The following is a 23,846-nucleotide window of genomic DNA, read 5'->3' as shown; positions in this document are numbered from 1 at the left end:
TATAATTTAGTAACAAATACAGTGTAGAATGTAATCACCATAAGATAAATGTAATATTTGATTACCTTTGTAAATTGCTTTTGTAGCACTACCAGACATAGGTTTTAATCTATGTCGTATATGAATAGTTGCTAAGTAACACGATGAAATTTAAACAGTTAAATTTCAAATTTTTTAGGACACAAGTTATGATCCATCAAGTGAACGATACTAAAGGCACCGATGATAGTGTAGAAATCACGCGCCATCACTCCAAAATCAACATTCATAGTGTTGTACTGGTGATTATGTTATCGCTCGTGGTGACATTTTTGATGGTGGTGGGAGTCAGTTATCTATATGAAGCTAACAACTTAAAAGGACAGTCATCGAAATATTTTTGTCCGTCAGCTTCTGCTGTACAAGTGGGTATATGCGTTAAGAGCTAATAGTGGGTTTGCTATTAGGCGTGAATGGTTATTATATTTGCCGACTCGGTTAATCCAGTCGGTTTTTTAATGCCTAAGTTCAAGGGCTTTGAATTGAAATGCTTTTAATTGAAATGCTTTGAATTAAAGCCCTTTGAGCTGATAAATGCCGGCAAAAATTTGCCCCATTTTTTTATATTTGAGTGGCTCAAGTGATGCGGTGAATGATTCCAACAACTGTGTGTGATCTTGATCGCTTTCGATATACAGTAATGTCTGCGGATGGATTAACTGATGGTTTATTAAGCCATGCAAAATTGTCCCCCACAACGCTAGTTGATAAGGCGGGTCGATAAATACCACATCAAACGGCTCGGTGTTTGCCAGTTGTGGTAAGGCATGTTGTATCGTAGCTTCCATTGTCACAATTTTTGTATCATCAATACCTAAAAGGGCTTGGGTGGCTTTGATGTGCCTACATTGCTCATGGTTAGGCTCGATAGAAGTTAACTGCTTGGCACCTCGCGACAAGGCTTCAAAACCGAGCACCCCACTACCAGCACAGCAATCTAGTACCTTGGCATTGATTAAATCATCGGCAAGCCAGTTAAACACTGTCTCTCGGACACGGTCAGGGGTCGGCCGCAATCCATCGGCATCGATAAACGCTACCAAACGCCGCCGATACTCCCCGCCGATAATACGCACGTGAGAAACTGGAGGGGATTTAGTAGCTTTATTGGATCGTTTGCTAATTTTGGAAGGCATAGTTTGGACATCTACATTACGTCAGTCAGCGCCACCCACTGCGGTGAGTTTGGCGGCAGTGGATTTGGCTAAGCTGGGCTTTAAGACAATAGGTTTACCTGATAAAATTGCTTCTTGGCGCTGCAGTCGTAGTTGCTGTTTCTCCGCATTGATTTTGGCAAGTTGTTCAGGCGAGGGTGGCGTGATTGGATTGTTATGACGCGTAAGTAACCAATAATCAATCGCTTTTCGAGCAATGGGTGCCACCTTGCTACCCCCACGTCCATTTTCAACTATCACAGCCACCGCTATTTGTGGGTTATCAACAGGTGCAAATGCTATGAACCAGCCATGGTCACGGTGACGCTCACTCAGTGCTGCCTCGTTATAACGCTTGCCTTGAGCAATCGATTTAACTTGCGCAGTACCTGTTTTACCCGCCAAACGGTAACGATCGGTATACACCCCTTTCGCGGTACCCGATTTTACCGTTAATTCCATGGCAGTCTGCATGTTGAGCCAATCTTGCTCAGTGCCTCTAAAGGGAATTTTACCGTCTGGTTTATTGGCAAGTGAATATTTAACAGCCCCCGTGGTTTTGCTCAATAGATGGGGCGTCAAGTGATTTCCTGCATTTGCTAAAATGGCAGTTGCATTCGCAACTTGTAAAGGGGTCGCCAAAAAATAACCTTGACCGATACTGGCAGAGACAGTTTCGCCTGGTAACCAAGGCTTTTTATAAGTTTTCATCTTCCATGCCGTTGAAGGGTAGACACCCGATTTTTCTCCCGGTAAATCAATACCTGTTTTTTTACCAAAGTTGAACCGCGTCATCCAGTCATGCATTCTATCAATACCTAACTCATAGGTATTCTTGTAGTAATAGGTGTCAACAGATTGGGTAATCGATTTGGTCAAGTTAACCGTACCATGACCCGATTTTTTCCAGTCCCTAAATTTGTGCTTATCACCTGGAATACTAAAATACCCAGGGTCATATATCGTACTATCCCAAGTCACGATACCAGCATCTAACAGACCAAGCCCAGCAAAAGGCTTAATGGTTGAGGCGGGCGGATATTGCCCTTGCAAGGCGCGATTGTACAGTGGCATGTCGGGGTCTTGTTGCAGCGCCTTGTATTCTTTGGCGCTTATCCCTGAGATAAAGGGGTTTGGGTCAAAGCTTGGGTTACTAACAAATGCAAGTATCTCGCCTGTGTTAGGATCCATTGCCACCAAAGCCGCTCTTTTTCCAGCAAGTTCATCACTCACCACCTTTTGCAAGCCATAATCAAGGCTTAGATAAATATCATTGCCGGGAATGGGTGGTTTGGTATCGAGTTTTTTGATGATATCGCCGTAAGCATTGGTTTCAATTGACTGATAACCGGGTTTGCCTAGTAGCAGGGATTCGTAATATTTTTCAATCCCTGTTTTACCAATCAAATCGGTGCCTGCATACAGCTTTTTATCCAGCTTTTTACTGTCGTTGTCGCTGATACGTCCAACATAGCCAATCACATGGGCAAACAAATCACTGTAGGGATAGGTGCGCGTGAGTTTACTTTGAATCGTCACGCCTTTAAAAAACGGTTTGCGTTCACTAAACTGGGCAACTTGCTGTTCGGTGAGTCCGATTTTAATGGTGACAGGTTCGTTTTTACTTTTTTTAAGGGCTTTTGACGCTTCGCTGATTTCTTCAGGGGTCAACTGAAAAATCGGGGTGAGTAGTGCCAAGGTATTGTCAGGATTGTCAATCTCATCAGGACTGATGACAGCGGTAAAAACAGGCTGGTTATCTGCCAAAATTACGCCGTTACGGTCATAAATGTAGCCGCGACTGGGCGGCGCAGAAATCAGTTTGATACGATTATTGTCAGACTGGGTAACGTACTGGTCGTGGGTATAAATTTGTAGATAAGCATAGCGTACAATCAAGCCAACCAAGCCCAAAAAAACAAACACCGATGCCAAAATTACCCGGCGGCGAAAGATGAGATTTTCACGTTGCATATCTGAAGAATGGGGTGGTTTCATAAGCGGGTAACAGCAATTAGAACGGTTTTAAAAAGGGTCGCGGTGCGATGAACGTTTAGCTTAATGCAAATATAGGGATATCACCTAGCTACTAAGCTCCTATATGGATGGCTTAAGTCAAAATTTAAGAGCGATATACTAGCATAAAATGTGGTAAATAAGCATGCCCAAATCCTGTCAAAATCGCAAATAATCAATGCGTGCTGTCAAAACAAGTGTATCAAATTATGATAGCACCATTGATGGTAATATGGATGATAACATAGGGACTTAAAACCGCTAAAAATATAACTTCTTCAGGCAAAATATATCTTTCTGTGCTAAAATCTAGCAGTTTGAACGCACCCATATTAAACCACTTATATTATAGACGTTTTCAAGCAACCCTTATAATGTCATCTCGGTTTTATTGTCCTTTGATTTTAGCTTTTTCACCATGTGAGCTTTTTTGATATGTTTGCAGAAATTTGGCACAAGCTTGCAACCCATCCGCAATTTTTCGCCATGCTGACCATCCCATTTGTGACAGCAGTCGTGACTTGGGCGCATGTATGGATGGCGCTCAAGATGCTATTTTATCCCATTCATTTTTGGGGCATTAAGATTCAAGGTTTCCCAGGCGGCGGTATCGGCTGGCAGGGCATTGTGCCTCGCAAAGCGGGTAAAATATCTGGGATTATCGTTGACCAAACTTTATCCAAGCTTGGCTCACTCGATGAGTTTTTCCAAGCCATGCACCCTGAAGAAGTGGCAGATTTTATCAGCCAAACCATGAACCAAAACTTGGATTTGCTGATTGATGAAATCATGAATGAGCGCTCGGCAACGCTATGGGCGAATCTGCCTTTTGCTGTCAAACGCCGTATCTATGCCTATGGACACGAGCAATTGCCAGCTATCATGAAAAATCTGGTGCTCGACTTGACCTACAATGTCGAAAACTTGGTTGATATGCGCGAGATGATTGTCAACAAGATGGAAAGCGACCGTGCGCTGATGGTGCGGATGTTTTTGAAAGTAGGTCAAAAAGAGATTAATTTTATTTGGCATATCAGTGCGCTGATTGGGTTTGTATTTGGTATTTTGCAGATGGCGATTTTTTGGTTTGTGCCGCAGCATTGGACGGTGCCGTTTTTTGCCGCGATTTGGGGGCTGTTGACCAACTGGATTGCCATCTGGATGGTATTTAATCCGATTGAGCCGCATTATTACCGTTTTCCCAAATTTTTTAGTTTTAGCAAATCATTGCCATTTATCCGCTTTGAAAAACCGCATATGGGACAATTTAACTGGCAAGGTGGTTTTATGAAACGCCAGCCTGAAGTCTCTGAGGTGTTTGCTGAGATTGTGGTCAAAGATTTGGTCACGCTCAAAAACATCATGTATGAAATGATGTATGGCAGCCGTGCGATGCAAACGCGTGAGCTGATTAAAAAGCACCTAAACCCAATGTTGGAATCACAGGTGATTCAAACGAGCTTGAAGTTTGGTTTGGGTCGTAAAGAGTTTGGTCAGCTTAAGCACGTGATTATTGATAAGTCGATTGCAGCGACCATGCTGCCGATGAGTAATCCTGAGCTTAACCTTAGCCGCGCAGAAAAAATCTTTGGGCTGTTTCGAGATCGAATTCGTGCATTGACGCCCAATGAATTTCAAAATCTGTTGCGCCCTGCCTTTCGTGAAGATGAATTAACACTGATTATTTTGGGCGGTGTGACAGGGTTTTTGGCGGGCTGGATACATTTGATATTGGTGTTTTATTAGTTTTACCCAGTTTTTTGGTGAAAATTCTACAGTGTGATAACCACTACAGCGATAGGAGCAGTGGGTATGTTAATTACTGAATTGGGCTATTTTGCGCTTATTTCAGCCTTGGTGATTGCCATTTTACAGGTTATTTTACCAGCAGTGGGCGTGTTCAAACACCAACCTGCTTGGCAACGACTGGCGGGAAGTTTTGCCATTGCTCAGTTTTTGGCAACCGGTACGTCGTTTTTGTGCTTGATGTATGGGTTTTATGCCAATGATTTTACGTTGATCTATGTCGCCAATCAGTCAAATTCTTTGCTGCCTTGGTACTATCGCTTATCAGCCTCGTGGGGCGGGCATGAAGGCTCACTGTTACTGTGGGTCACCATTTTGGCGACTTGGGGCGCGGCAGTGGCCGTTTTTAGTCGAAGCCTGCCGCTTGCCATGCGCGCACGCGTGTTGGTGGTGATAGCCTTTGTGCAAATGATGATGCTAAGCATGGTGATTTTTGTGTCGTCACCCTTTAATCGCAGTCTACCTGCTATCCCAGTGGATGGCAAAGATTTGAATCCACTACTGCAAGACCCTGGGTTGATTTTTCACCCACCGATGCTGTACATGGGCTATGTGGGGGCGGTGGTACCGTTTGCCTTTGCCATGGCAGCTTTATGGGCAGGTCGGTTAGATGCGGTGTGGACGCGTTGGTCGCGTCCTTGGACACTAGCGGCTTGGTGCTGTTTGACACTGGGCATCGTGTTTGGCTCAATGTGGGCATACAACGAGCTTGGCTGGGGCGGCTGGTGGTTTTGGGATCCTGTGGAAAACGCGTCCTTTATGCCTTGGCTCGGTGGGGTGGCATTATTACACTCATTGGCAGTTACCGAAAAGCGCGGCGTGTTCAAAGCCTGGACGATTATGTTGGCGATTTTCAGCTTTGCCTTGAGTTTATTGGGTACGTTTTTGGTACGTTCGGGGGTCATTACCTCGGTTCACTCATTTGCCGCAGACCCCACCCGCGGTCTGTTTATCCTAGTGATTTTGGGCGTGGTAATCGGTGGCGGTCTGGCGATGTTTGCGTGGCGCGGTTGGCGTTTAACCCAAGAAAGCCATTATCAGCTCAAATCTCGTGAGACATTATTGGTCATCAATAACATTATTATATTAGTCTCAACCATCGTGGTGGTGATTGGCACACTTTACCCAATGCTGGCCGATGCGTTAAAACTCGGTCAAGTATCGGTTGGTGCGCCTTACTTTAATGCGTTATTTGTGCCGTTAACTTGGTTATTGTTGTTGTTTTTAGCCATTGGACCGGTCAGCCGCTGGAAAAAAGACACCCGTCCATTTTTGGGTACAGGCTTGGCGATTTTAGCCAGCTGTTTTGTGTTAGCCGGGGTTTTAAGCTATTTCTTGGTCAGTAGCATCGATATCAATATCTTTATGTCAGCGGCACTGTGTCTATGGGTGTTGGTATGGATGGTGATTGATATCAAAGACAAAACCCGTAATGCGCGCTCGTTTGGCGCTGGGCTAAAACGTCTGCACATGGGCTATTGGGGAATGCAGCTGGCGCATTTGGGTATTTTGCTATCCGTGATGGGCATTGCCATTACCACAAGCCTAAGTATCGAAAAAGATATTGCCATGCAAAAAAACCAATCGGTTGAAGTACAGGGCTACCAGTTCACGATGGATGAGCTAAAAAAAATTCGTGGCGCCAACTTTGATGCCACCCAAGCGGTCGTCAGTGTTCGTAAAAATAACCAACTAGTTGCGACCCTTTATCCAGAAAAACGCCATTATGTGGTCAGTCAAATGCCCATGACCGAAGCTTCTATCCAGTATAATCCATTAAGAGATGTCTATATGGCAATGGGTGAGCCGATTTTAGGTGATAATCAAAGCGAAGCCGATGCCACTAAATGGGCGGTGCGTATCTATATCAAACCTGGCGTACGCTGGGTGTGGTGGGGTGGTTTTGTGCTGTCGCTCGGTGCGATTTTAAGTATGTTTGATAAACGTTATCGTAAACTGCCTAGACTTGCTGATATGAGTGATGACAAGTCGGGGAATTTGGCAGCGATTAACACCCCAGCGGCAATCGCCCCCGTGTTAGTAAAAAATGACAGTGAGTTAGGTGAGGAGAGTGCTCATGGCAATGCGTAAAAGACAACTTTGGTTTTTGATTCCTTTGGTGCTTTTTTTGATTATCATTGCGCTGTTTTATACGCGGTTGGGCAAAGATACCACCATAGTGACCAACACCTCGCTCAATCGCGCTTTGCCAAGTTTTAGCTTACCGTCTTTGGGTAACCCATCACAAATGATTACCCAAGCACAGCTACCCAAACAGCCATTTCTACTCAATATATGGGCATCTTGGTGTGTGACTTGTAAAGTTGAACACCCGTTTTTATTGCAAATGTCAAAAGCAGGTGTACCGATTGTTGGGGTCAATTATAAAGATGAAACCAAAGACGCGCTCGATTATCTCAACACCCATGAAGACCCATTTACCCTCAATGTGCAAGATAAAGAAGGGAATTTTGGCATTGATTTGGGTCTGACAGGTGTGCCAGAGTCATTTGTGGTTGATGGCAAGGGCAATGTGCGCCAGCATATCTTGGGTGAAATCAACGAAGAGCGCTACAACAAGCAAGTATTGCCTTGTATGACTGCGCTGCGTGAACAAGCCGCTGATGCTAAAATCCGTGAGGTGTGCCAATGAGTATCACATTTGCAAAAATTCGTCACCTGATGGGTGTGGTGTTGCTAGTCGCAGGGTTATCCATGTCGGCTTGGGCAAATATTGATACCTACCAATTTGACAACCCGCGCCAAGAAGCCCAGTATCGTGCGCTCATTGAAGAATTTCGTTGTCCAAAATGTCAAAACCAAAACTTGGCAGGTTCCGATGCGCCAATTGCACAAGATTTAAAACAAAAGACTTATGACATGGTCAAAGACGGTCGTTCCGACGCCGAAATTCGCCAGTATATGAATGAGCGCTACGGTGATTTTATTAGCTACAAACCCCCTGTGCGCCCATCTACCTGGATTTTATGGTTTTTTCCGCCTGTGCTGTTGGTGTTTGTAATGCTGGCTTGGTTTATTCGTAACCGTAATTCGTCAAAACGTGCCGCTGTCATTGCCAATCCCATAGAAGACGGCTATGCGCCACTTTCAGCCGCCGAACAACAGCGATTACAAGACTTGTTAAACGCCAATGATAACGCTGCCAATGCTAAAACTGGTGAAATCAATCAAGCAGTGGCTAAGGAAAATTAATGTCAACGCTAATTATTTTTATCATTGTCGCGCTTTTGTTTGCTATCACGCTTGCGGTATTTATTTTGTTACCTTGGTTGCAAACCCAAGACCATCACGCCATCGCCAATCGCGCTGATAATCAGCTACTAACGCTCAATATTGAAGTATTTAAACAACGGCTGGAGGAGCTTGATGCCGATTTTGCCGAGGGTCAAATCGATGAGGCGACTTATCAAACCCAAAAACTGGCGTTAGAGCGTCAATTACTAGACATCAGTGACAATCAAGATACCAGACATTTTACCCCCAATTGGAAAAGCCGTCTGATAGTTATCATCTGGATTCCGCTATTATCTGTGATGGCTTATGTGATGATTGGCGACCGCACGCCCGTCTATCAATTATGGGATGCACAAAATCGCTTGGGACAAGTCGCGGATGATTTATTGACCGCAAAAATCGATACCCCGCCAGAATGGGCGACCAAAGACAGCGTGGGGCTCATTAGCGCCATGCAAACCAACGTGCATCGTCATGCCACCGATCCGCTGCGTTGGTTTCGTCTATCTGAAGTGTTTGTAGCCTTGCAAGCACCCGAGCAAGCAATTGAAGCCTTGGCAAGGGCGTATCGTCTCAATCCTGATGATGAAAAAATCGCCATCACCTACGCGCAAACGAGATTTTTTACCCAAGGCGGCGTGATGGATGACAAAACCCGTCAAGTGGTTGAGCATATTTTAGCCAAAAGTCCCAAACACCAAGGCGCACAAATGCTGATGGCAATGGGCGAAATGCGAGCGGGCAACTACGCGCAATCTCGAAAATGGGTAGAACTGCTACGCAGCGAAATCCAAGCACGTCCTGGCGATCATACCCAAGCCTTAAACAGCTTATCTGAACTTGAGCAGACTATCAATCAGCGAGAAGCCCAAGACAAGCAGGCGATTACAGTCAATGTCAAAGTCACCCCTGAGATATTAGGACGGGTTAAAAAAGGCCAAAGCTTATTTATTAATGTGCGTAAGATGGCAGGTGGTCCCCCTGTTGCTGCCAAAAAACTGTCAGCAGATAGCTTAACCATCAATGGTATGTCAATTAACATCAGCGATAACGATAGCATCATGCCGACCATGACCTTAAGTTCTGCGATTAGCGCCAATGAGCCCTTGGTGATTACTGCTCGGGTTAGTGCTTCAGGTGACGCCATGCCACAAAGTGGCGATTTGACGAGTAACCCAGTACCGCTAGAGCAAACGGCTGAATCGACAACCGTATTGATTGATAAAATCGTGCCTTAAATCGTTATAAAAAATTTCTTGATTGAATAAGGGCTTAATTGAATAGCGGGTAGGTTAAATTTTGCCACATTTTTATTTTTAATACCCCTATCAATTTAAATTATTTTGCAAAAATTGCTTGAGATTTTAGCGGTTAACGAGTATTGTTAACCCAGTATTTCAATACTGTTAGTTATTCGAACACAGCATTTGTGGGTCTTTTTTGCTATTGCAGTAATGAGATAGGGCGATTTTAATAATTTCGACTTAAGGAATAGGTTTATGAAGCGTATTATTCTTTTAGGGCCACCTGGCGCTGGTAAGGGTACCCAAGCACAAATCATCACCAAGGAATTTAATATTCCACACATCTCAACAGGTGATATGCTACGCGCCGCTATCAAAGAAGGTACTGAGCTTGGCAAACAAGCCAAAAGTATCATGGATGCCGGTGGACTTGTCTCAGATGATTTAATTATCAACCTAGTTAAAGCCCGTATTGCGCAGCCAGATTGCGCCAACGGCTATATTTTTGATGGCTTTCCCCGTACCATTCCACAAGCGCAAGCGTTAGCCGATGCAGGCGTACACATCGATAACGTGGTAGAAATTGCCGTACCTGATGAAGAGATCGTGTCTCGTTTGTCGGGTCGTCGTTCTCATCCTGCTTCAGGTCGCGTGTACCATGTGGTCTATAATCCACCCAAAGTGGAAGGTAAAGATGACGAAACCGGTGAAGATTTGGTTCAGCGTGATGATGATAAAGAAGATACCATCCGTGATCGTTTAGCGACTTATCATAACCAGACAGAAGCTTTGGTAGGTTTTTACCAAGACTTGGCAAAATCGGGTCAAAACGCGCCACGTTATGCCAAAATTGATGGCACACAAGCGATTGATAAAGTCAGTGAGCAAATCCTAGCTGAATTAAAAGCATAATTAAAACCCTGAGGAAACGCATCGATGGGCTTTTAGGTAAGCTAAATAAAAAAAGCTGAAATTTCGATTTCAGCTTTTTTTTATAATTAAATCAGTTGTATAGCCAAATCAGGCTCAATAAAAAAGCCAATTCAATATGAATTGGCTTTTTTAATGCAACAAACAATTAAGCAGTTTTAAGGGCTTTAATTGCTTTGTTTAAGCGGCTTTTGTGACGTGCGGCTTTGTTTTTGTGAATCACGCCTTTGTCAGCAATACGGTCAATCACTGGAACTGCTTTTTTGTAAGCTTCAGTCGCTGCTTCGTAGTTTTTATTTTCAACGGCTTTTATCACATGTTTGATGAAAGTACGAACCATAGAACGTTGTGATGCTTTTAATTGGCGACGTTTAACGTTTTGACGAGCGCGTTTGCGAGCTTGTGCAGAATTTGCCACGTAAATCTCCTTGGATTTGCAATATAAATCGATCTGTTAGTAAGTGAGCAGCCATTCGCTTATTACAGACACGGGTAGTTAGGGTTGCTTGAATCCTTGAATCACTAGACACGGAAACACAATTAACGATATCAAGCGGATTTAAAGCCCGCTATTTTAGCAAACTCACGCTACAATAACAACTTATACGGTAGATTATTGAGCGTATTTCGTCTATTGGCGAAAAAACCAGCGGGCAATGCCCATCAATGCGGAAAAAAACGTATTTGTAGGTGAAAGTTTTGATTATCTGTGATTAAATAAAATGACAGTAAAAACTCATAAAAATATTCATACTGAGGTCATTGTTTTATGCAGCGCACAGCATTAATCATCGGTGCAACCGGCTTGGTAGGCAATTCATTGCTCACCCAGCTTGGCAGTTTGTATCAAAAAGTCATTATCATTGCGCGCGCTCAGCCAAAAGGGTTGAGTGATTCGATGCATTTTTACCAGCTCAAAGATTTTAATCAAATGCATGAATTGGTGTCTGCGCTGTCGATTGGTAAAGACACCGATGCTTTTAGCTGTCTGGGTACCACCATTAAGCAAGCGGGTAGTGAAGCCGCCTTTCGGCAAATCGATTTTGCCTATAATATGGCGTTTGCCAAAGCTTGCAAACAAAAAGGCGTAGAGCGGTTTTTTTTGTTATCGGCAATGGGCGCCAATGCAGACAGTCGCTTTTTTTATAACCGTGTCAAAGGCGAACTTGAGACGGCGATTGGCAATTTAGGCTTTCAAGAATTGGCAATTTTTCGTCCCTCTTTGCTGCTTGGCAAACACGATGACCGTAAACTTGAAACTATCGCGCAGACGGCGTACAAACTCATCAAGCCTATCGTACCCAAAAAACTGCCAGTCCGTCCCATAGAAGCCGATAGGGTAGCGATGGCAATGGCGCTGGTGAGCAACAATTGGCACATCAAACATACTTATGAAAAATCTGCTAATCGTGTCGATATTGCCCAAAAAACCCAAGTTATCAGTAACAGTGAAATGCTAGCGATGACGCGGTTTAGAAACTAACCTTCCCAAAAAAACAATTGACTTAAGGAACGATGATGAGCGACATGACGTTACAAAATTTTATTACCTGTGATTTATTAGATGATAATCCAGAATGTCAAGTTTGTGCACCCAACATGGAAGGCAAACGCTTTTTTAGTTATGGCGGTAACACAAAATTTGGCGGTGAAGTGGTAACCGTCAAATGCTTTGAAGACAATAGCCGGGTTAAAGAGCTGTTAGCCACGCATGGCAAAGATGATAAAGGCAATGGCAAGGTTTTGGTGGTAGACGGTGGGGCATCAATGCGCTGTGCCTTGCTAGGTGATATGATTGCACAAAGCGGCGTTGATAATGGCTGGGCTGGCGTGATTGTGTATGGTTGTGTGCGAGATGTGGATGATATGGGCAAAATGCCAATCGGCGTACACGCGCTCGGCGCTATCCCCCGAAAATCCAATCGCAAAGGTGTGGGCGAGACGGATATCGAAATCAGCTTTGGCGGTCTAACTATCAACTCTGGCATGTATGTGTATGCGGATAATAACGGTATCATTCTTAGTCAAAAATCACTAATCGACTAGGGATATTATGATGAAAAATCTGTTTAAAATCGCCGTGATTAGCAGTGGTTTATGAACTTTGCTATATCGATAATACCCCCCGTTAAAAGCCTTTAAGGTGTAATATAACATCCGCTAAATTTGGCTGATTTTTTGCTTTAAATCAGCCGCAAAAACCCCCACAATAACGTCATTATTTTTCGCCTTCCTTAATCAAAAGACTTATAACCAAAAGACCGATAACCAAAAGACCGATACCAATGACGAATGCTACGCACCCACTGTCTCATCTTTCCTTTCGCCTCAACCAATCGTTGTTTGACAATGCTAAACATGATAAAAAATGGTTAGGTAACCTACAAGGCATGACCCAAGCCTTATGGCTCACTAGCCTCACCAGCAGCGATAGCGGTCAGCAAAACCGACTTAAAGTGGTCGTGACCCGTGACCAAAATCAGCTCAATCAGCTTGAAACAGAGTTGGCATTTAGTGGGGTCGATGCCCATGTGTTTCCTGATTGGGAAACGCTTACCTATGACGAGTTGTCACCGCACCATGACATTGTCTCTGAGCGGATTCATTTGCTTACCCATATGCCAACTGATGGTATTTTACTGATTTCGGTGCAGACCTTAATGCACCGCGTCGCCCCTGCATCATGGCTATTGGGTCAACACTTTAATTTGTCAGTGGGTGACAACTTTGATGTGGCAACCGAACGTCGAAAACTGGCAACCGCGGGCTATCATGCGGTAGACAATGTCTTTGAGCCTGGGGAATTTGCTGTGCGTGGCAGCGTGATTGATTTGTTTGCCATTGGTCAGCCATTTCCAGTCCGCATTGATTTATTTGATGATGAGATTGAGAGTATCCGTTTTTTTAACCCGCAAACCCAGCGTAGCTTGACCCAAGCGGATTTGGACGAATTAAAAGACAGTGACCCCCATCAATATGTCAAGTTTATCAATAGTCAAAAAAAATCGGGTGAAAGCATCGGTAAAATCAGCAGTTTTCAGATTTTACCCGCGCGAGAATTTCCACTGGATGAGGGTAAAGAAACGTTTCGCGCCAATTTTGCCAGCACCTTTGCCAACACATCTGCCCGCCGTTTTGAGCTGTTTAACGATGTGATGAACGGTATTGCACCCGCGGGGGTGGAGTATTATCAGCCATTATTTTTTGACACCGATACTTGGCAAAATGGCTCGGATTTTTTTAGTTATTTGCCCAAAGATAGCTTGTTTATTGTCGATAATCAACTAGAGACAGCTTACCAAAATTTTTGGCAACAAATCCAAACTCGCTACAATGACCGCAGGCACGATATCGAAAAACCGATTGTGGCACCGCAAGATTTGTATCTGGCAGAACATATCTTTAACGAAAAAATTGCCCAATATCCTCGCATTATCACCAGCGAACAGCCAATTGATGACACCAAAGCAGGTGCAATAAATGCTTTGGTTGACACCCCTCCTGATTTAACCGTTGACCATAAACTTGCTGAGCCACTGCAAAGACTGATGGCATTTCGCGAGCAGTTTGCTAAACCGATATTATTGGTTGCCGAAACTGCGGGTCGCCGTGAGATTTTATCGGAGCTGTTGCAAAAACGCTTTAATTTACAAAGTGTTTCAGGATTAACCGATTTTCTTGCAAATATGGATGAGGCGCATAGCACTGCGATTGCCTTGACCATTGCACCGATTGAGCGAGGCGCGTTACTCCCCGATAAGTTTGCGATTCTCTCAGAAACCCAGTTGTTTGGACGGCAGGTGTTACAGACTCGCCGCCGTCGCCAAAGCGATGTGTCTGATGAATTTTTGGTTAAATCGGTCAGTGAGCTTAATATCGGCGACCCTGTGGTGCATATTGATTTTGGTATTGGGCGTTATCAAGGCTTGATTACCCTTGAGATTGATAGACAACTGCAAGAGTTCATCCATCTCACCTATGCCGATGATGCCAGTGTGTATGTGCCTGTGGCAAATCTGCAGCTTATCAGCCGTTATGCGGGTGGCGACTCGGCAACCGCACCGCTTCATACCATAGGTAGCGGTAAATGGGATAAAGCCAAAGCCAAGGCACTCAGCCAAATTCATGATGTGGCGGCGGAACTGCTCAACGTGCAAGCCCGCCGTGATGCCAAAGTGGGCATTAACTTCCCAATTGACCAAATCCAGTATGACCTATTTGCCAGTCAATTTGCGTTTGAAGAAACGCCCGACCAAGCCAATGCCATTGAAGCGGTTAAGTTTGATATGAAGCAAAATAAGCCCATGGACAGGCTGGTGTGCGGCGATGTCGGCTTTGGTAAAACTGAAGTGGCAATGCGTGCTGCCTTTATTGCGGTACAAGCAGGGTATCAAGTGGCAGTGCTAGTACCGACGACGCTGCTTGCTGGGCAACACGAAGACAACTTCTTGGATCGATTTGCCGATTGGCCCATTCGTATTGAAAGCCTGTCGCGCTTTGGCACCAAAAAACAACACGACAAAATTTTAGCAGATTTGGCAAATGGGCAAGTGGATATCGTTATCGGTACCCACCGTATTTTGCAAGAAGATGTCAAGTTTGCCAACTTAGGTCTGATGATTGTTGATGAAGAACACCGTTTTGGCGTGCGCGATAAAGAGCGTATCAAAGCCATGCAATCGGATGTCGATGTATTATCAATGACCGCGACACCCATTCCGCGCACGCTGAACATGGCGTTATCGGGTATAAGAAACATGTCGATTATCGCCACGCCCCCGGCAAGGCGGTTGGCAATTAAAACCTTTGTCATGCAAAAGTCTGATAACTTACTCAAAGAAGCGATTTTGCGTGAATTATTGCGTGGCGGACAGGTGTTTTTACTGCATAACGATGTGGCAAGCATTGAGCGCATGGCAGAAACCGTGCGAGAGCTTGTGCCCGAATCTCGGGTGGCAGTGGCTCACGGTCAGATGAAAGAACGAGAGCTTGAGCAAATCATGCAATCGTTTTACCACAAAAGACACAATGTGTTGGTGTGTACCACCATTATCGAAACGGGTATTGATATCCCCAATGCCAACACCATTATTATCAACCGTGCCGATAAATTCGGGCTTGCCCAGCTTCACCAACTGCGCGGCCGCGTCGGGCGTAGTCACCATCAAGCCTACTGTTATTTGCTAGTACCTTCTATTAAAGGCTTGACCAGCGACGCCCAAAAGCGGCTTGATGCCATTAGCCGTGCCAATACATTGGGGGCAGGCTTTATGCTTGCCAGTGAAGACCTTGAGATTCGTGGGGCGGGTGAGCTGCTGGGCAAAAACCAAAGCGGCAATATGCAAGCGGTTGGTTTTAATCTGTATATGGATATGCTAAACCGTGCCACCAAAGCCATCAAAGCAGGTAAACAACCTGATTTGAACACCCCATTATCGCTGACCAGTGACATTAATCTGCATTTGTCGGCACTCATCCCTGAAGATTATCTGGGTGATGTCCATCAGCGGCTATTGTTTTATAAAAAAATCGCCAATGCTGAAGACTATGACAGCCTAATTAGCATTCGCAGCGAAATGCTAGACCGTTTTGGCAGTTTGCCCGAGCCGACCAAAAATTTATTTGCCATTCATCAAATCCGCTTAATGGCTGAGGCGCTGGAGATTAGCAAGATTGATGGCAATGAGCGGCAAGTCACCTTTGAGTTTTCACCAAGCACTCCTGTGGAAGCCATTACCATTATTGGGCTTATTCAATCGAATCCGAAAAAGTTTAAAATGAATGGCGCGACAGGGCTAAAAATGATGGATGACAAAGCCATTGCCACAGCAGAAGGACGGATTGACGCGGTGAAAAATCTCATAGAGAAATTATCTTTAAAAGCGTGATGCTGACCTGATAATAAATAATTATTGGCGCATCATAAGCGTGTTATAGCAAAAAAGAAGATTTAGAAAATGATGAAAAATCAATTACCCAATGGCGAGCGCCTGATTGAAGAACCTACCTATCCTGAAGATTGGGAATGTTGCAACAATGGCTGTGAAGAACTATGCGTGTATGAAATTTATCGCGTCCAAAAACAAGCCTATGACGAACAGCAACAACGACTCAAAAGCGTGCCAAAACTACTTAGCGACCTCGACAAACCTTCACAGTAGCTGGAGTATTCTTCAATAAAAGTAATTTTTTGTAAATTCATATTCCTGTCACATGAATTTCATGCTAATGTCATCAAACTCACGTTAAATATCATGACGTTATGAAGTTGCATTGATAACGTAAAATAGTCAGTAGTAAGTAAACAACTAAAAAATGGCAAAAGCCTTAAAATGAATAAAAAATCCATAATCATTGGATAAAGAAGGATAGGAGTAAACAATGTTAGATATGTTAAATGAAGCGTTTGAATATGAAACCGATATCATCTATCTTGACGAAGGCGATGACGCGGTAGAAATGTAAACTGCAAGTTAGGCGTAAAACGTAAAAATTCGCAACCGATAACCTCTTAATATACCGATTAAGAGGTTTGTTTTTTTGGGCAATATAAATGAATGACTAGTGACTAGTGACTAGTGACTAGTGATTATGACTGGTACTGGTACTGGCAGGCATCACCATCTCATGGTGCTTATCGTTCATATTGTGCATGTCGTGATTTATGTTATGGCTCATATTATGGTTCATAGGCATAGTAGTCGGCATGGTAGTCGAAGCTGTCATAGAAGCAGGATTAGACGCAGAGTGATTCATTGTCGACATATCATGGTGCATACTCGTCTCATTCATGGTATGACTGGCATGACTGTGTGAACTTTGACTATGTGAACCTTGGCTATGATTATGGTGCATCATCATCGGAATAAAAATCACCGCAAGCCCAGACAACATCATAATGACCCCATTAATTTGGCGAAGGCGAAAATTTTTAATACTCGACTGTAGCATCCCCACAGTTTTTTGCGTGGCAATGAGCATTGGCATCGTACCCAGTCCAAATACAAACATCAGAGCCGCCCCTGTAGCGATGTTGTTGCCAGCAATCGCCATCATGAGCGCACCATACACCAATCCACACGGCAAAAATCCCCACAGCAGGCCAGCAAACAAGGCTTTACCAAAACTATCAATCGGAAAAACTTTTTTACGTATTGGGGCAAGCGATTGCCAAAAACGCATCCCGAACTTTTCTAACTGATTAAACAGCGGTAACCCAAGCATGGCAAGCCCAATCAACACCAGTACCGCACCCAGTACAATTCTTGGCGCACTGTTACTCATAATGGACTGAAAGATTGCCACCCCAATAACACTTGCAATCAAGCCAAGCAAGGCATAACTGATGAGGCGCCCCAAATGATACGTCAAAATCAAGCCATTTTTTTTGCTGTCCGATACATGCTGCATAGACAGCCCAAAAGCTGTCACAATGCCCCCACACATCCCCAGACAGTGCGGTGAGCCAAACAACCCCATGCTAAAGGCTGCCAAAAATAATGCCCAAGTCATAAAATGCTCCAAAAATGTCTAAAAATTTTTCAAAAAAAGTAAACAAATCAATAGAAAGAAATCAGCAGGAAAACAAATAACACCAACGCGTTATTTTTGCTCGTCAGTAGGGTCTTGTATTTTTGGGGGCTGAGAAGATGAAGGCTTGGCGGGATTTTGCCCCAATTGTTCGCGGCGAAATTGTCTGTCATCCAAAATGACCCGCTGAGATTCATTGTCCAAATCGTCAAATTGGCGTGATTTGATGGCGTAATAAATGGCAAAAATACCCAATACAAATAGCACTAAACTAATAGGAATCAAAAAATACATGCTTTGCATCGCGCATCCCCATTACTTGGCGTAAACAAACGAATTAAGTTTAAAAACCATTATACGCTTATTTTGGCATAAATAAATGCGGCAAAATGTCGCAGTGTTGCACTAGTAATTAAATAGCAGCAATCAAATAGCCTTTGCTATGCTTACAAAAAAAACACATGGGTTGCAAATCAAAGCAACTCAGTGATTTGAGTGCGAACAATGAATGCTATAATCAATGAATGCTATAATCATAGTGGGTTAAACATTGAGGTTTAACTTGGTTTTAAAACTCAAAATTCTACAAGGAAATTATGATGTTGATGCCTAAAATCTTTAAGCTTTCAAAAAAACGGTTGCTTGCCTTAGGCGCGGCTGTTATGGTTGGTGCGTTATTGATGCCAACAGCAAACGCGGCGACGGTGCTCATTGATGTGCGTACCCCAGAGGAGTATTCTGTGAATCATCCCGCAGGCGCCATTAATATTCCACACAATGAATTGCTTGCCAAAATAACGGCGCAAGGCATTGCCAAATCAGATACCATTAAAGTATATAGCCGTGGCGGCAGTCGTGCCCAACAAGCCAAATCTGCTTTGCAATCAGCTGGCTACACCAATGTAGAGATTCAAAAATAACTTATTTATTGGTCGGTTGGCAGTCGTATTGGGGTTTGACAAGATCGCGAGCGAATGCCAGCAATTCATACAAAGCGCGTCTTGAGTGCTGCAGATTCTGATCAAAATGCTGCCAATCATTTGCCTTTGGTAAAGGGGCGACACTTGGGACAGTAGCCACGCCATTGATAGCAAATTGCCTTCTTGAGCGGTTCATATGATACGCATCGGTTACTAAAATTACCTGTTTGACATTGACCATTTCTGCGGTAAATTTGGCATTCTGACAGGTGTTAAAGCTGTTTTTTTCTGCCACTATCCACATAATGCCTTTTTTTTGCAGCCATTTTGCCATCCATGGCGCCTCCTTACCACTGACGATAATGGGTAAGTCAGTCTGCTGATACACTTGGCTGGCTTTAATCAATCGACCTTCGGTAAATTGGTTAATCACAATCTCATTTTGCTGGTTATTGGTTAATCCGCCACCTAACACTACAATCGCTGTTGCAGGATTGACGCTCACCGCCGATTCTGGCAGGCGATAACAATCTAACATAAACAATACCATGGTAGAAAACAGCGGGGTGAAAAAACTGAGCGTGATTAAACACCCCACCAATACAACAACGGTCAAAATCCGTTTGATGGTTGAAAAAAATCGCTCAAGATAACTAATGAGCTTGGCGAGTGCTACCATCAGATTCAATCCAAACCGGTTCAGCTTCCAATTTTATCCCAAATTTATTCAATACAGTCTCTTGTATAAATTGCATAGTTTTGGCAACATCACGTTGCGTTGCAACGTTTGGCGCATGGTTAGTCAAGACTAGGGCTTGTTTCACATGGGTTAAAATCGGCGCAATGCCTTTACCCTTAAGCCCTGACTGGTCAATAAGCCAGCCAGCCGCAACTTTGCAGTAATCAGTCAAATTGCCTTGGGCATCTTTGACAGGATAATGCACCAGATTGGGATAGCTCTGCAGTAACTGGTCAACTTGAGATTTGGCGACGATGGGGTTTTTAAAAAAGCTGCCACAATTTGGCAAGTCATTGGTATCGGGCAGTTTACTTTGACGAATGTCGATGATGGCATTCATGGTGTCCACGGGTGTGACTTCATCGCGACCGGCTTGGCTTGCATAGTGCTGTGCAACTTTTGCCACATCCCCATACTGGGTATTGGGTTTGGCGGTTTTACTGAGGGTAAAAATCACGCTGGTAATGAGCCACTGTCCTGCTTGCTGTTTAAACAAGCTGTCACGGTAGCTAAACTCGCAATCAGATTTGCTTAGATGATGCCACGTTAAACTCGGTATATGAAACGCTTTCACGCTGTCTATTACATCTTCAGCTTGTACCCCATACGCACCGATGTTTTGCACGGGACTGCCACCCACCCAGCTTGGAATTAACGCCAAATTTTCCAGTCCATACCAACCTTGATTGACCGTGTCTACCACGAGCGTATGCCAATCCTCGCCAGCCATCACCTCAAGGGTTATTGTTTGGGTGTCTTCAGACAGGATAGTTTTACCTTGAAGACTGGGCGACACGACAACCGCGTCCAACACTTCGGGCAAAATAACATTACTGCCATTCGATAGCACAACAAACGCTTGTTGATGGGCTGCCAGTTGCCTAAAAGTCGGCTCGATATCAGATAGTTGAGTTAAACGGATAAATTGTTTGGCTTGACAGGCCAATGCCATGGTATTGTATGCGCTAATATCCACATAGCTAGCATTCGCCTGCGCAGGGTTAGATTCAAAGAAATTGGTCATAAAAATATCGTTAATAATCGGCAGAGGTGCTCATCGCCAGTGCAATGACTAGCGCAATGATAAAGTGCTTATTATAACGAAATATCACAGAGAAAATCGGGATTTTTATGACCCCATGACAGCCAATTAAAAACCTTCTTCATCACTGCCAAAATGGTTAATATCCCTAAAGCGGCTCAGCTGACGACGCTGTTTTTTATTTGGGCGATGATCTGGGCGGGCAAGGTTAGCAAGTTTTTTTTGTTCGGTGAAAAATTCTCGTTGACTGATACTGGCATCGGTCTCTTGGTAAAGTACACTAGCGGCAGTGGCATTGCCGCGCACTTCAGACAGCGCCAGCACCTTGACCGTCTTTTGGGTGTAATGATTGGCTGACCCTTGACGAATCGTCAATTCATCACCCACCGCTATTTCTTTACTGACCTTCACGCGATTGCCAAAATGGTGGACCCGTCCCGATTCAATCGCTTCCTTGGCTAGGGTGCGAGTTTTATAAAACCTTGCTGCCCATAGCCATTTATCTAAACGCACTTTAATTTTATCAGTTGTACTCAATGACATTTCCTATAACTTCACTGCATCAATAACTTTAGATTAAATGGTTGTTTTTTAGAATCTTTCAATACACCACATCGATATTTGTAACAAGCAACTGGCGTGTCAAAACGCGGCTATTGGTTTATCCGTTATCCATATCCATCATCAAAATTATAAAACGCTGCTTAAACACTGAAAAGTCACACTCATTAGTAAGACTCAGGGGGTTTAAGCTAATGGATATGGTGAGTGAGCCAAGCCAAAATATCATCATACACTTGTTGGTGATTAGGCTCTAGCAAGATTTCGTGGCGCATCGCTTCATATTGCTGCATGCTAACCGAGGTAAAATTATTTTGTTGCAAACGTTTGACGATACGCGGAATGCCTTTTCCCATCTGCCCAACGGGGTCATCTTTTCCGCTGACAAATAGCAGCGGTAACTGTCTGGGTACTTGTTGATACCAATGCTTATTGGTGCCTGCTTGCATCAACGACATAAGCGCAAAATAGCCATTGTTGGTAAACTGAAAGCCGCAAAGCTTGTCATCAAGGTAGGCTTTTACTTGCTTAGGATCTGAATTCAACCAATTAAACCCTTGTAAATCGGGTTCTTTTCTAAAGGGTAGGTTATTAAATTGGTTTAAAATCTTATCCAATACCGGATTGGTGCGGCGCGTGGTAAAGTGATTAAGATTTTTGGTCACAGGCACAAACAAGTTTGCTAACGGATTAAAATCTGAGGTACCCATAATCACTGCCCCATCAAATCGCTCACCATAGCGCTGCAAAATACAGCGAACGATAAATGACCCCATACTGTGACCCAAGATAAAATGGGGGATATCAGGGTATTTTTCAGCCATTAACTGCGCATGCTCCATCACATTATCAATCATCAACTCAGCAGGATTGGGGTTGCCCATATAGCCTAAGCAACCATTGTCATAGGCTTGCTGTCCATGACCTAAATGGTCAAACGTCAACACCGCAATATCATGATTTGCCAAAAATTGCGCAAAGGGTTGGTAGCGGCCTTGGTGTTCTGCCATGCCATGTACGATTAGCAAGGTGGCAACGGGCGTCACTTTAGGCAGATACAATGTGTAGTTGTTATTCATCGCAAATTTCCTGTGAGTGTTATTTTATGATTAGGGTAGCATAAAAAAGCCGTCATCAGACGGCTTTAAATCAACACACAAATTCACATATCAACAACCTGATTTTTTCATATCCGCTTCTGATAACGGATTGGCACCACGGGTAGGGCGCGGGCAAGGCTCACCATAGTATTGACGATCGGCAAAATAGCTTGAGCGCACCATCGGACCTGCCCAAATATTTGCAAAGCCCAATTTTTTACCGTGTGCAGTATAACGGTCGAATTCATCAGGGTGCACAAATCTATCAACTGGGGCATGCGATTTGCTTGGCTGCAAATATTGACCGATGGTAATTAAATCCACATCATGCGCCTTTAAATCATTAAGTAAAGCATAAACCTCTTCTTCGGTCTCGCCAAGACCCACCATAAAACCACATTTGGTGACGATATCAGGGCGACGCGCTTTGTAATCTTTTAACAGCTGTAATGAATGCTGATAATCCGACCCCGGGCGAAACGCTTTATATAAACGTGGCACGGTTTCGATATTGTGGTTAAATACGTCCGGCGCTGTGTCACTTAAGATATCAAGTGCCACTTGCTCACGACCGCGAAAGTCAGGGACTAAAATCTCAATCAGGCAATTAGGGCTTAACTGACGAGATTCTTTAATGACATTGGCAAAATGCTGAGCGCCGCCGTCACGCAAATCATCTCGGTCAACCGAGGTAATCACCGCATATTTTAATCCTAAACCGGCAATGGTCTCAGCGGTGTGAATCGGCTCAAGCTCATCAAGCGCATTGGGGCGACCATGCGCCACATCGCAAAATGGGCAGCGACGGGTACAAATATCTCCCATAATCATAAAGGTCGCGGTGCCATCACCAAAACATTGGGGAAGGTTAGGGCAAGCCGCTTCTTCACACACCGTATACAGCTTTTGTTCACGCAAAGTTGACTTGATGCGCGCCACTTCACTGGGCGATGACAGTTTGACGCGAATCCAGTCAGGTTTTTTTGGGGTTTCTACCGTTGGAATGATTTTAATCGGAATACGGGCAACCTTATCATGGCCACGTAGTTTTTCACCCACTTCAGGACGTTTTGGCTTGTCGCAATTTGATTTGTCACGAGCGATGGGTCTATCGGTGTGCGGCGTTGAAGGGGCAAAAGTTTGTACAGTGTCGGTCATTGCTATGATTAATCCTTGAATTCATTTAGCATATTTTAGGGGGTCATTATAACAGAAATCTATGCTGACGAATTTAAACTATTTTGGGATAAGCTTTGTTGTTTAAAGTACAGAGCCAAAGTTATTTTTCATCATAGTAAAAAAGCGATAATCGGCTCAAACGCATTTATTAAAAATTATTGGGCTATTTTTTTAAAAAATAATGGCTATGTTAACAAAAACGTATTTTCTCATTAACATTTCATCACATTTCAAGTATATTAGAAGGGTTAAATTTTTTAGCCAAAGCCATGCTGGCTAGTAGCCATTTCAAAATTCAACTGTGTTGTGAAGAGGGCTTTCAGACGCATGG

22 protein-coding genes are annotated in these 23,846 nt (G+C 43.9%); 12 read left to right on the top strand and 10 right to left on the bottom strand.

What is annotated here, in order from left to right:
* The first annotated feature begins 188 nt into the window (after positions 1–188).
* On the top strand, positions 189–428 hold the full coding sequence (locus ACAM39_RS06310; RefSeq protein WP_369627038.1) for a hypothetical protein: 240 nt from the start codon (positions 189–191) through the stop codon (positions 426–428).
* Positions 429–551: 123 nt separating this feature from the next.
* On the opposite strand, the gene rsmD is transcribed toward ACAM39_RS06310, so the two are convergent.
* Complete coding sequence (gene rsmD / locus ACAM39_RS06305; protein ID WP_369627037.1) at positions 552–1,175, bottom strand: 16S rRNA (guanine(966)-N(2))-methyltransferase RsmD; 624 nt, start codon at positions 1,173–1,175, stop codon at positions 552–554.
* A gap of 21 nt (positions 1,176–1,196) precedes the next feature.
* A complete protein-coding gene (mrdA, locus tag ACAM39_RS06300; RefSeq protein ID WP_369627036.1) occupies positions 1,197–3,191 on the bottom strand; it encodes a penicillin-binding protein 2 in 1,995 nt (664 codons plus the stop codon).
* Between the two features lie 453 nt (positions 3,192–3,644).
* Between mrdA and ACAM39_RS06295 the strand changes: the two genes are divergently transcribed.
* The 6 genes from ACAM39_RS06295 to adk all read left to right on the top strand — a co-directional run bounded on the left by ACAM39_RS06295 (position 3,645) and on the right by adk (position 10,426).
* Positions 3,645–4,955: a DUF445 domain-containing protein gene (locus ACAM39_RS06295; protein WP_369627035.1), complete on the top strand. Its 1,311-nt coding sequence runs from the start codon at positions 3,645–3,647 to the stop codon at positions 4,953–4,955.
* Positions 4,956–5,021: 66 nt separating this feature from the next.
* Positions 5,022–7,106, top strand: a complete 2,085-nt coding sequence (locus ACAM39_RS06290; protein WP_369627034.1) for a heme lyase CcmF/NrfE family subunit — start codon at positions 5,022–5,024, stop codon at positions 7,104–7,106.
* The gene (locus ACAM39_RS06285; RefSeq protein ID WP_369627033.1) at positions 7,093–7,668 is read left to right on the top strand and encodes a DsbE family thiol:disulfide interchange protein; all 576 of its coding nucleotides are present in this window, start codon (positions 7,093–7,095) and stop codon (positions 7,666–7,668) included. The genes ACAM39_RS06290 and ACAM39_RS06285 overlap by 14 nt, the downstream gene beginning before the upstream one ends.
* Positions 7,665–8,228, top strand: a complete 564-nt coding sequence (locus tag ACAM39_RS06280; protein WP_159676407.1) for a cytochrome c-type biogenesis protein — start codon at positions 7,665–7,667, stop codon at positions 8,226–8,228. Before ACAM39_RS06285 ends, ACAM39_RS06280 begins: the two co-directional genes overlap by 4 nt.
* Positions 8,228–9,508, top strand: coding sequence for a c-type cytochrome biogenesis protein CcmI (gene ccmI, locus ACAM39_RS06275; RefSeq protein WP_369627032.1), 1,281 nt, complete (start codon positions 8,228–8,230; stop codon positions 9,506–9,508). The genes ACAM39_RS06280 and ccmI overlap by 1 nt, the downstream gene beginning before the upstream one ends.
* Before the next feature lie 261 nt (positions 9,509–9,769).
* Positions 9,770–10,426, top strand: a complete 657-nt coding sequence (gene adk, locus ACAM39_RS06270; protein WP_369627031.1) for an adenylate kinase — start codon at positions 9,770–9,772, stop codon at positions 10,424–10,426.
* A gap of 166 nt (positions 10,427–10,592) precedes the next feature.
* On the opposite strand, the gene rpsT is transcribed toward adk, so the two are convergent.
* Positions 10,593–10,862, bottom strand: coding sequence for a 30S ribosomal protein S20 (gene rpsT / locus ACAM39_RS06265; protein WP_036598071.1), 270 nt, complete (start codon positions 10,860–10,862; stop codon positions 10,593–10,595).
* A 351-nt stretch (positions 10,863–11,213) separates the two neighbouring features.
* On the opposite strand from rpsT, the gene ACAM39_RS06260 reads away from it, so the two are divergent.
* The 4 genes from ACAM39_RS06260 (at position 11,214) to ACAM39_RS06245 (ending at position 16,605) form a co-directional block, all read left to right on the top strand.
* Positions 11,214–11,927, top strand: a complete 714-nt coding sequence (locus tag ACAM39_RS06260; RefSeq protein ID WP_369627030.1) for an NAD(P)H-binding protein — start codon at positions 11,214–11,216, stop codon at positions 11,925–11,927.
* A 44-nt stretch (positions 11,928–11,971) separates the two neighbouring features.
* Positions 11,972–12,490, top strand: a complete 519-nt coding sequence (gene rraA, locus ACAM39_RS06255) for a ribonuclease E activity regulator RraA (RefSeq protein WP_204155941.1) — start codon at positions 11,972–11,974, stop codon at positions 12,488–12,490.
* A gap of 239 nt (positions 12,491–12,729) precedes the next feature.
* Positions 12,730–16,332, top strand: a complete 3,603-nt coding sequence (gene mfd, locus ACAM39_RS06250) for a transcription-repair coupling factor (protein ID WP_369627029.1) — start codon at positions 12,730–12,732, stop codon at positions 16,330–16,332.
* Between the two features lie 69 nt (positions 16,333–16,401).
* Positions 16,402–16,605 (top strand): oxidoreductase-like domain-containing protein, encoded by a 204-nt coding sequence (locus ACAM39_RS06245; protein ID WP_369627028.1) that lies wholly within the window; start codon positions 16,402–16,404, stop codon positions 16,603–16,605.
* Positions 16,606–17,026: 421 nt separating this feature from the next.
* Here ACAM39_RS06245 and ACAM39_RS06240 read toward each other — a convergent pair whose 3' ends face one another.
* Together ACAM39_RS06240 and ccoS are read right to left on the bottom strand one after the other, a co-directional pair.
* Positions 17,027–17,956 (bottom strand): sulfite exporter TauE/SafE family protein, encoded by a 930-nt coding sequence (locus tag ACAM39_RS06240; protein ID WP_369627027.1) that lies wholly within the window; start codon positions 17,954–17,956, stop codon positions 17,027–17,029.
* A gap of 90 nt (positions 17,957–18,046) precedes the next feature.
* Positions 18,047–18,277 carry a cbb3-type cytochrome oxidase assembly protein CcoS gene (ccoS, locus tag ACAM39_RS06235; RefSeq protein ID WP_050325577.1) on the bottom strand — a complete coding sequence of 77 codons (231 nt, stop codon included), beginning with the start codon at positions 18,275–18,277 and terminating at the stop codon, positions 18,047–18,049.
* Between the two features lie 296 nt (positions 18,278–18,573).
* Here ccoS and ACAM39_RS06230 point away from each other — a divergent pair, with 296 nt between their 5' ends.
* The gene (locus tag ACAM39_RS06230; protein ID WP_257619603.1) at positions 18,574–18,894 is read left to right on the top strand and encodes a rhodanese-like domain-containing protein; all 321 of its coding nucleotides are present in this window, start codon (positions 18,574–18,576) and stop codon (positions 18,892–18,894) included.
* Position 18,895: 1 nt separating this feature from the next.
* Here ACAM39_RS06230 and ACAM39_RS06225 read toward each other — a convergent pair whose 3' ends face one another.
* The 5 genes from ACAM39_RS06225 to lipA form a co-directional block, all read right to left on the bottom strand.
* Complete coding sequence (locus tag ACAM39_RS06225; protein ID WP_369627026.1) at positions 18,896–19,573, bottom strand: YdcF family protein; 678 nt, start codon at positions 19,571–19,573, stop codon at positions 18,896–18,898.
* Complete coding sequence (gene murB / locus ACAM39_RS06220; protein ID WP_369627025.1) at positions 19,548–20,657, bottom strand: UDP-N-acetylmuramate dehydrogenase; 1,110 nt, start codon at positions 20,655–20,657, stop codon at positions 19,548–19,550. Before murB ends, ACAM39_RS06225 begins: the two co-directional genes overlap by 26 nt.
* A gap of 126 nt (positions 20,658–20,783) precedes the next feature.
* Positions 20,784–21,218, bottom strand: a complete 435-nt coding sequence (locus tag ACAM39_RS06215; RefSeq protein ID WP_036598052.1) for an RNA-binding S4 domain-containing protein — start codon at positions 21,216–21,218, stop codon at positions 20,784–20,786.
* A gap of 209 nt (positions 21,219–21,427) precedes the next feature.
* Positions 21,428–22,315, bottom strand: coding sequence for an alpha/beta fold hydrolase (locus ACAM39_RS06210; RefSeq protein ID WP_369627024.1), 888 nt, complete (start codon positions 22,313–22,315; stop codon positions 21,428–21,430).
* A 90-nt stretch (positions 22,316–22,405) separates the two neighbouring features.
* Positions 22,406–23,494, bottom strand: coding sequence for a lipoyl synthase (lipA, locus tag ACAM39_RS06205; RefSeq protein WP_284034151.1), 1,089 nt, complete (start codon positions 23,492–23,494; stop codon positions 22,406–22,408).
* Between the last annotated feature and the right edge of the window lie 352 nt (positions 23,495–23,846).

The sequence above is a fragment of the Moraxella sp. K02 genome (genome assembly GCF_041154755.1).
Taxonomy (GTDB): Bacteria; Pseudomonadota; Gammaproteobacteria; order Pseudomonadales; family Moraxellaceae; genus Faucicola.
This window is presented reverse-complemented; position numbering and strand designations above follow the sequence as displayed.

Coding starts and splice junctions, on each gene's coding strand:
- ACAM39_RS06310 (WP_369627038.1), top strand. CDS start 189: ATGATCCATCAAGTGAACGATACTAAAGGCACCGATGATAGTGTAGAA.
- rsmD (WP_369627037.1), bottom strand. CDS start 1,175: ATGCCTTCCAAAATTAGCAAACGATCCAATAAAGCTACTAAATCCCCT.
- mrdA (WP_369627036.1), bottom strand. CDS start 3,191: ATGAAACCACCCCATTCTTCAGATATGCAACGTGAAAATCTCATCTTT.
- ACAM39_RS06295 (WP_369627035.1), top strand. CDS start 3,645: ATGTTTGCAGAAATTTGGCACAAGCTTGCAACCCATCCGCAATTTTTC.
- ACAM39_RS06290 (WP_369627034.1), top strand. CDS start 5,022: ATGTTAATTACTGAATTGGGCTATTTTGCGCTTATTTCAGCCTTGGTG.
- ACAM39_RS06285 (WP_369627033.1), top strand. CDS start 7,093: ATGGCAATGCGTAAAAGACAACTTTGGTTTTTGATTCCTTTGGTGCTT.
- ACAM39_RS06280 (WP_159676407.1), top strand. CDS start 7,665: ATGAGTATCACATTTGCAAAAATTCGTCACCTGATGGGTGTGGTGTTG.
- ccmI (WP_369627032.1), top strand. CDS start 8,228: ATGTCAACGCTAATTATTTTTATCATTGTCGCGCTTTTGTTTGCTATC.
- adk (WP_369627031.1), top strand. CDS start 9,770: ATGAAGCGTATTATTCTTTTAGGGCCACCTGGCGCTGGTAAGGGTACC.
- ACAM39_RS06260 (WP_369627030.1), top strand. CDS start 11,214: ATGCAGCGCACAGCATTAATCATCGGTGCAACCGGCTTGGTAGGCAAT.
- rraA (WP_204155941.1), top strand. CDS start 11,972: ATGACGTTACAAAATTTTATTACCTGTGATTTATTAGATGATAATCCA.
- mfd (WP_369627029.1), top strand. CDS start 12,730: ATGACGAATGCTACGCACCCACTGTCTCATCTTTCCTTTCGCCTCAAC.
- ACAM39_RS06245 (WP_369627028.1), top strand. CDS start 16,402: ATGATGAAAAATCAATTACCCAATGGCGAGCGCCTGATTGAAGAACCT.
- ACAM39_RS06240 (WP_369627027.1), bottom strand. CDS start 17,956: ATGACTTGGGCATTATTTTTGGCAGCCTTTAGCATGGGGTTGTTTGGC.
- ccoS (WP_050325577.1), bottom strand. CDS start 18,277: ATGCAAAGCATGTATTTTTTGATTCCTATTAGTTTAGTGCTATTTGTA.
- ACAM39_RS06230 (WP_257619603.1), top strand. CDS start 18,574: ATGTTGATGCCTAAAATCTTTAAGCTTTCAAAAAAACGGTTGCTTGCC.
- ACAM39_RS06225 (WP_369627026.1), bottom strand. CDS start 19,573: ATGGTAGCACTCGCCAAGCTCATTAGTTATCTTGAGCGATTTTTTTCA.
- murB (WP_369627025.1), bottom strand. CDS start 20,657: ATGACCAATTTCTTTGAATCTAACCCTGCGCAGGCGAATGCTAGCTAT.
- ACAM39_RS06215 (WP_036598052.1), bottom strand. CDS start 21,218: ATGTCATTGAGTACAACTGATAAAATTAAAGTGCGTTTAGATAAATGG.
- ACAM39_RS06210 (WP_369627024.1), bottom strand. CDS start 22,315: ATGAATAACAACTACACATTGTATCTGCCTAAAGTGACGCCCGTTGCC.
- lipA (WP_284034151.1), bottom strand. CDS start 23,494: ATGACCGACACTGTACAAACTTTTGCCCCTTCAACGCCGCACACCGAT.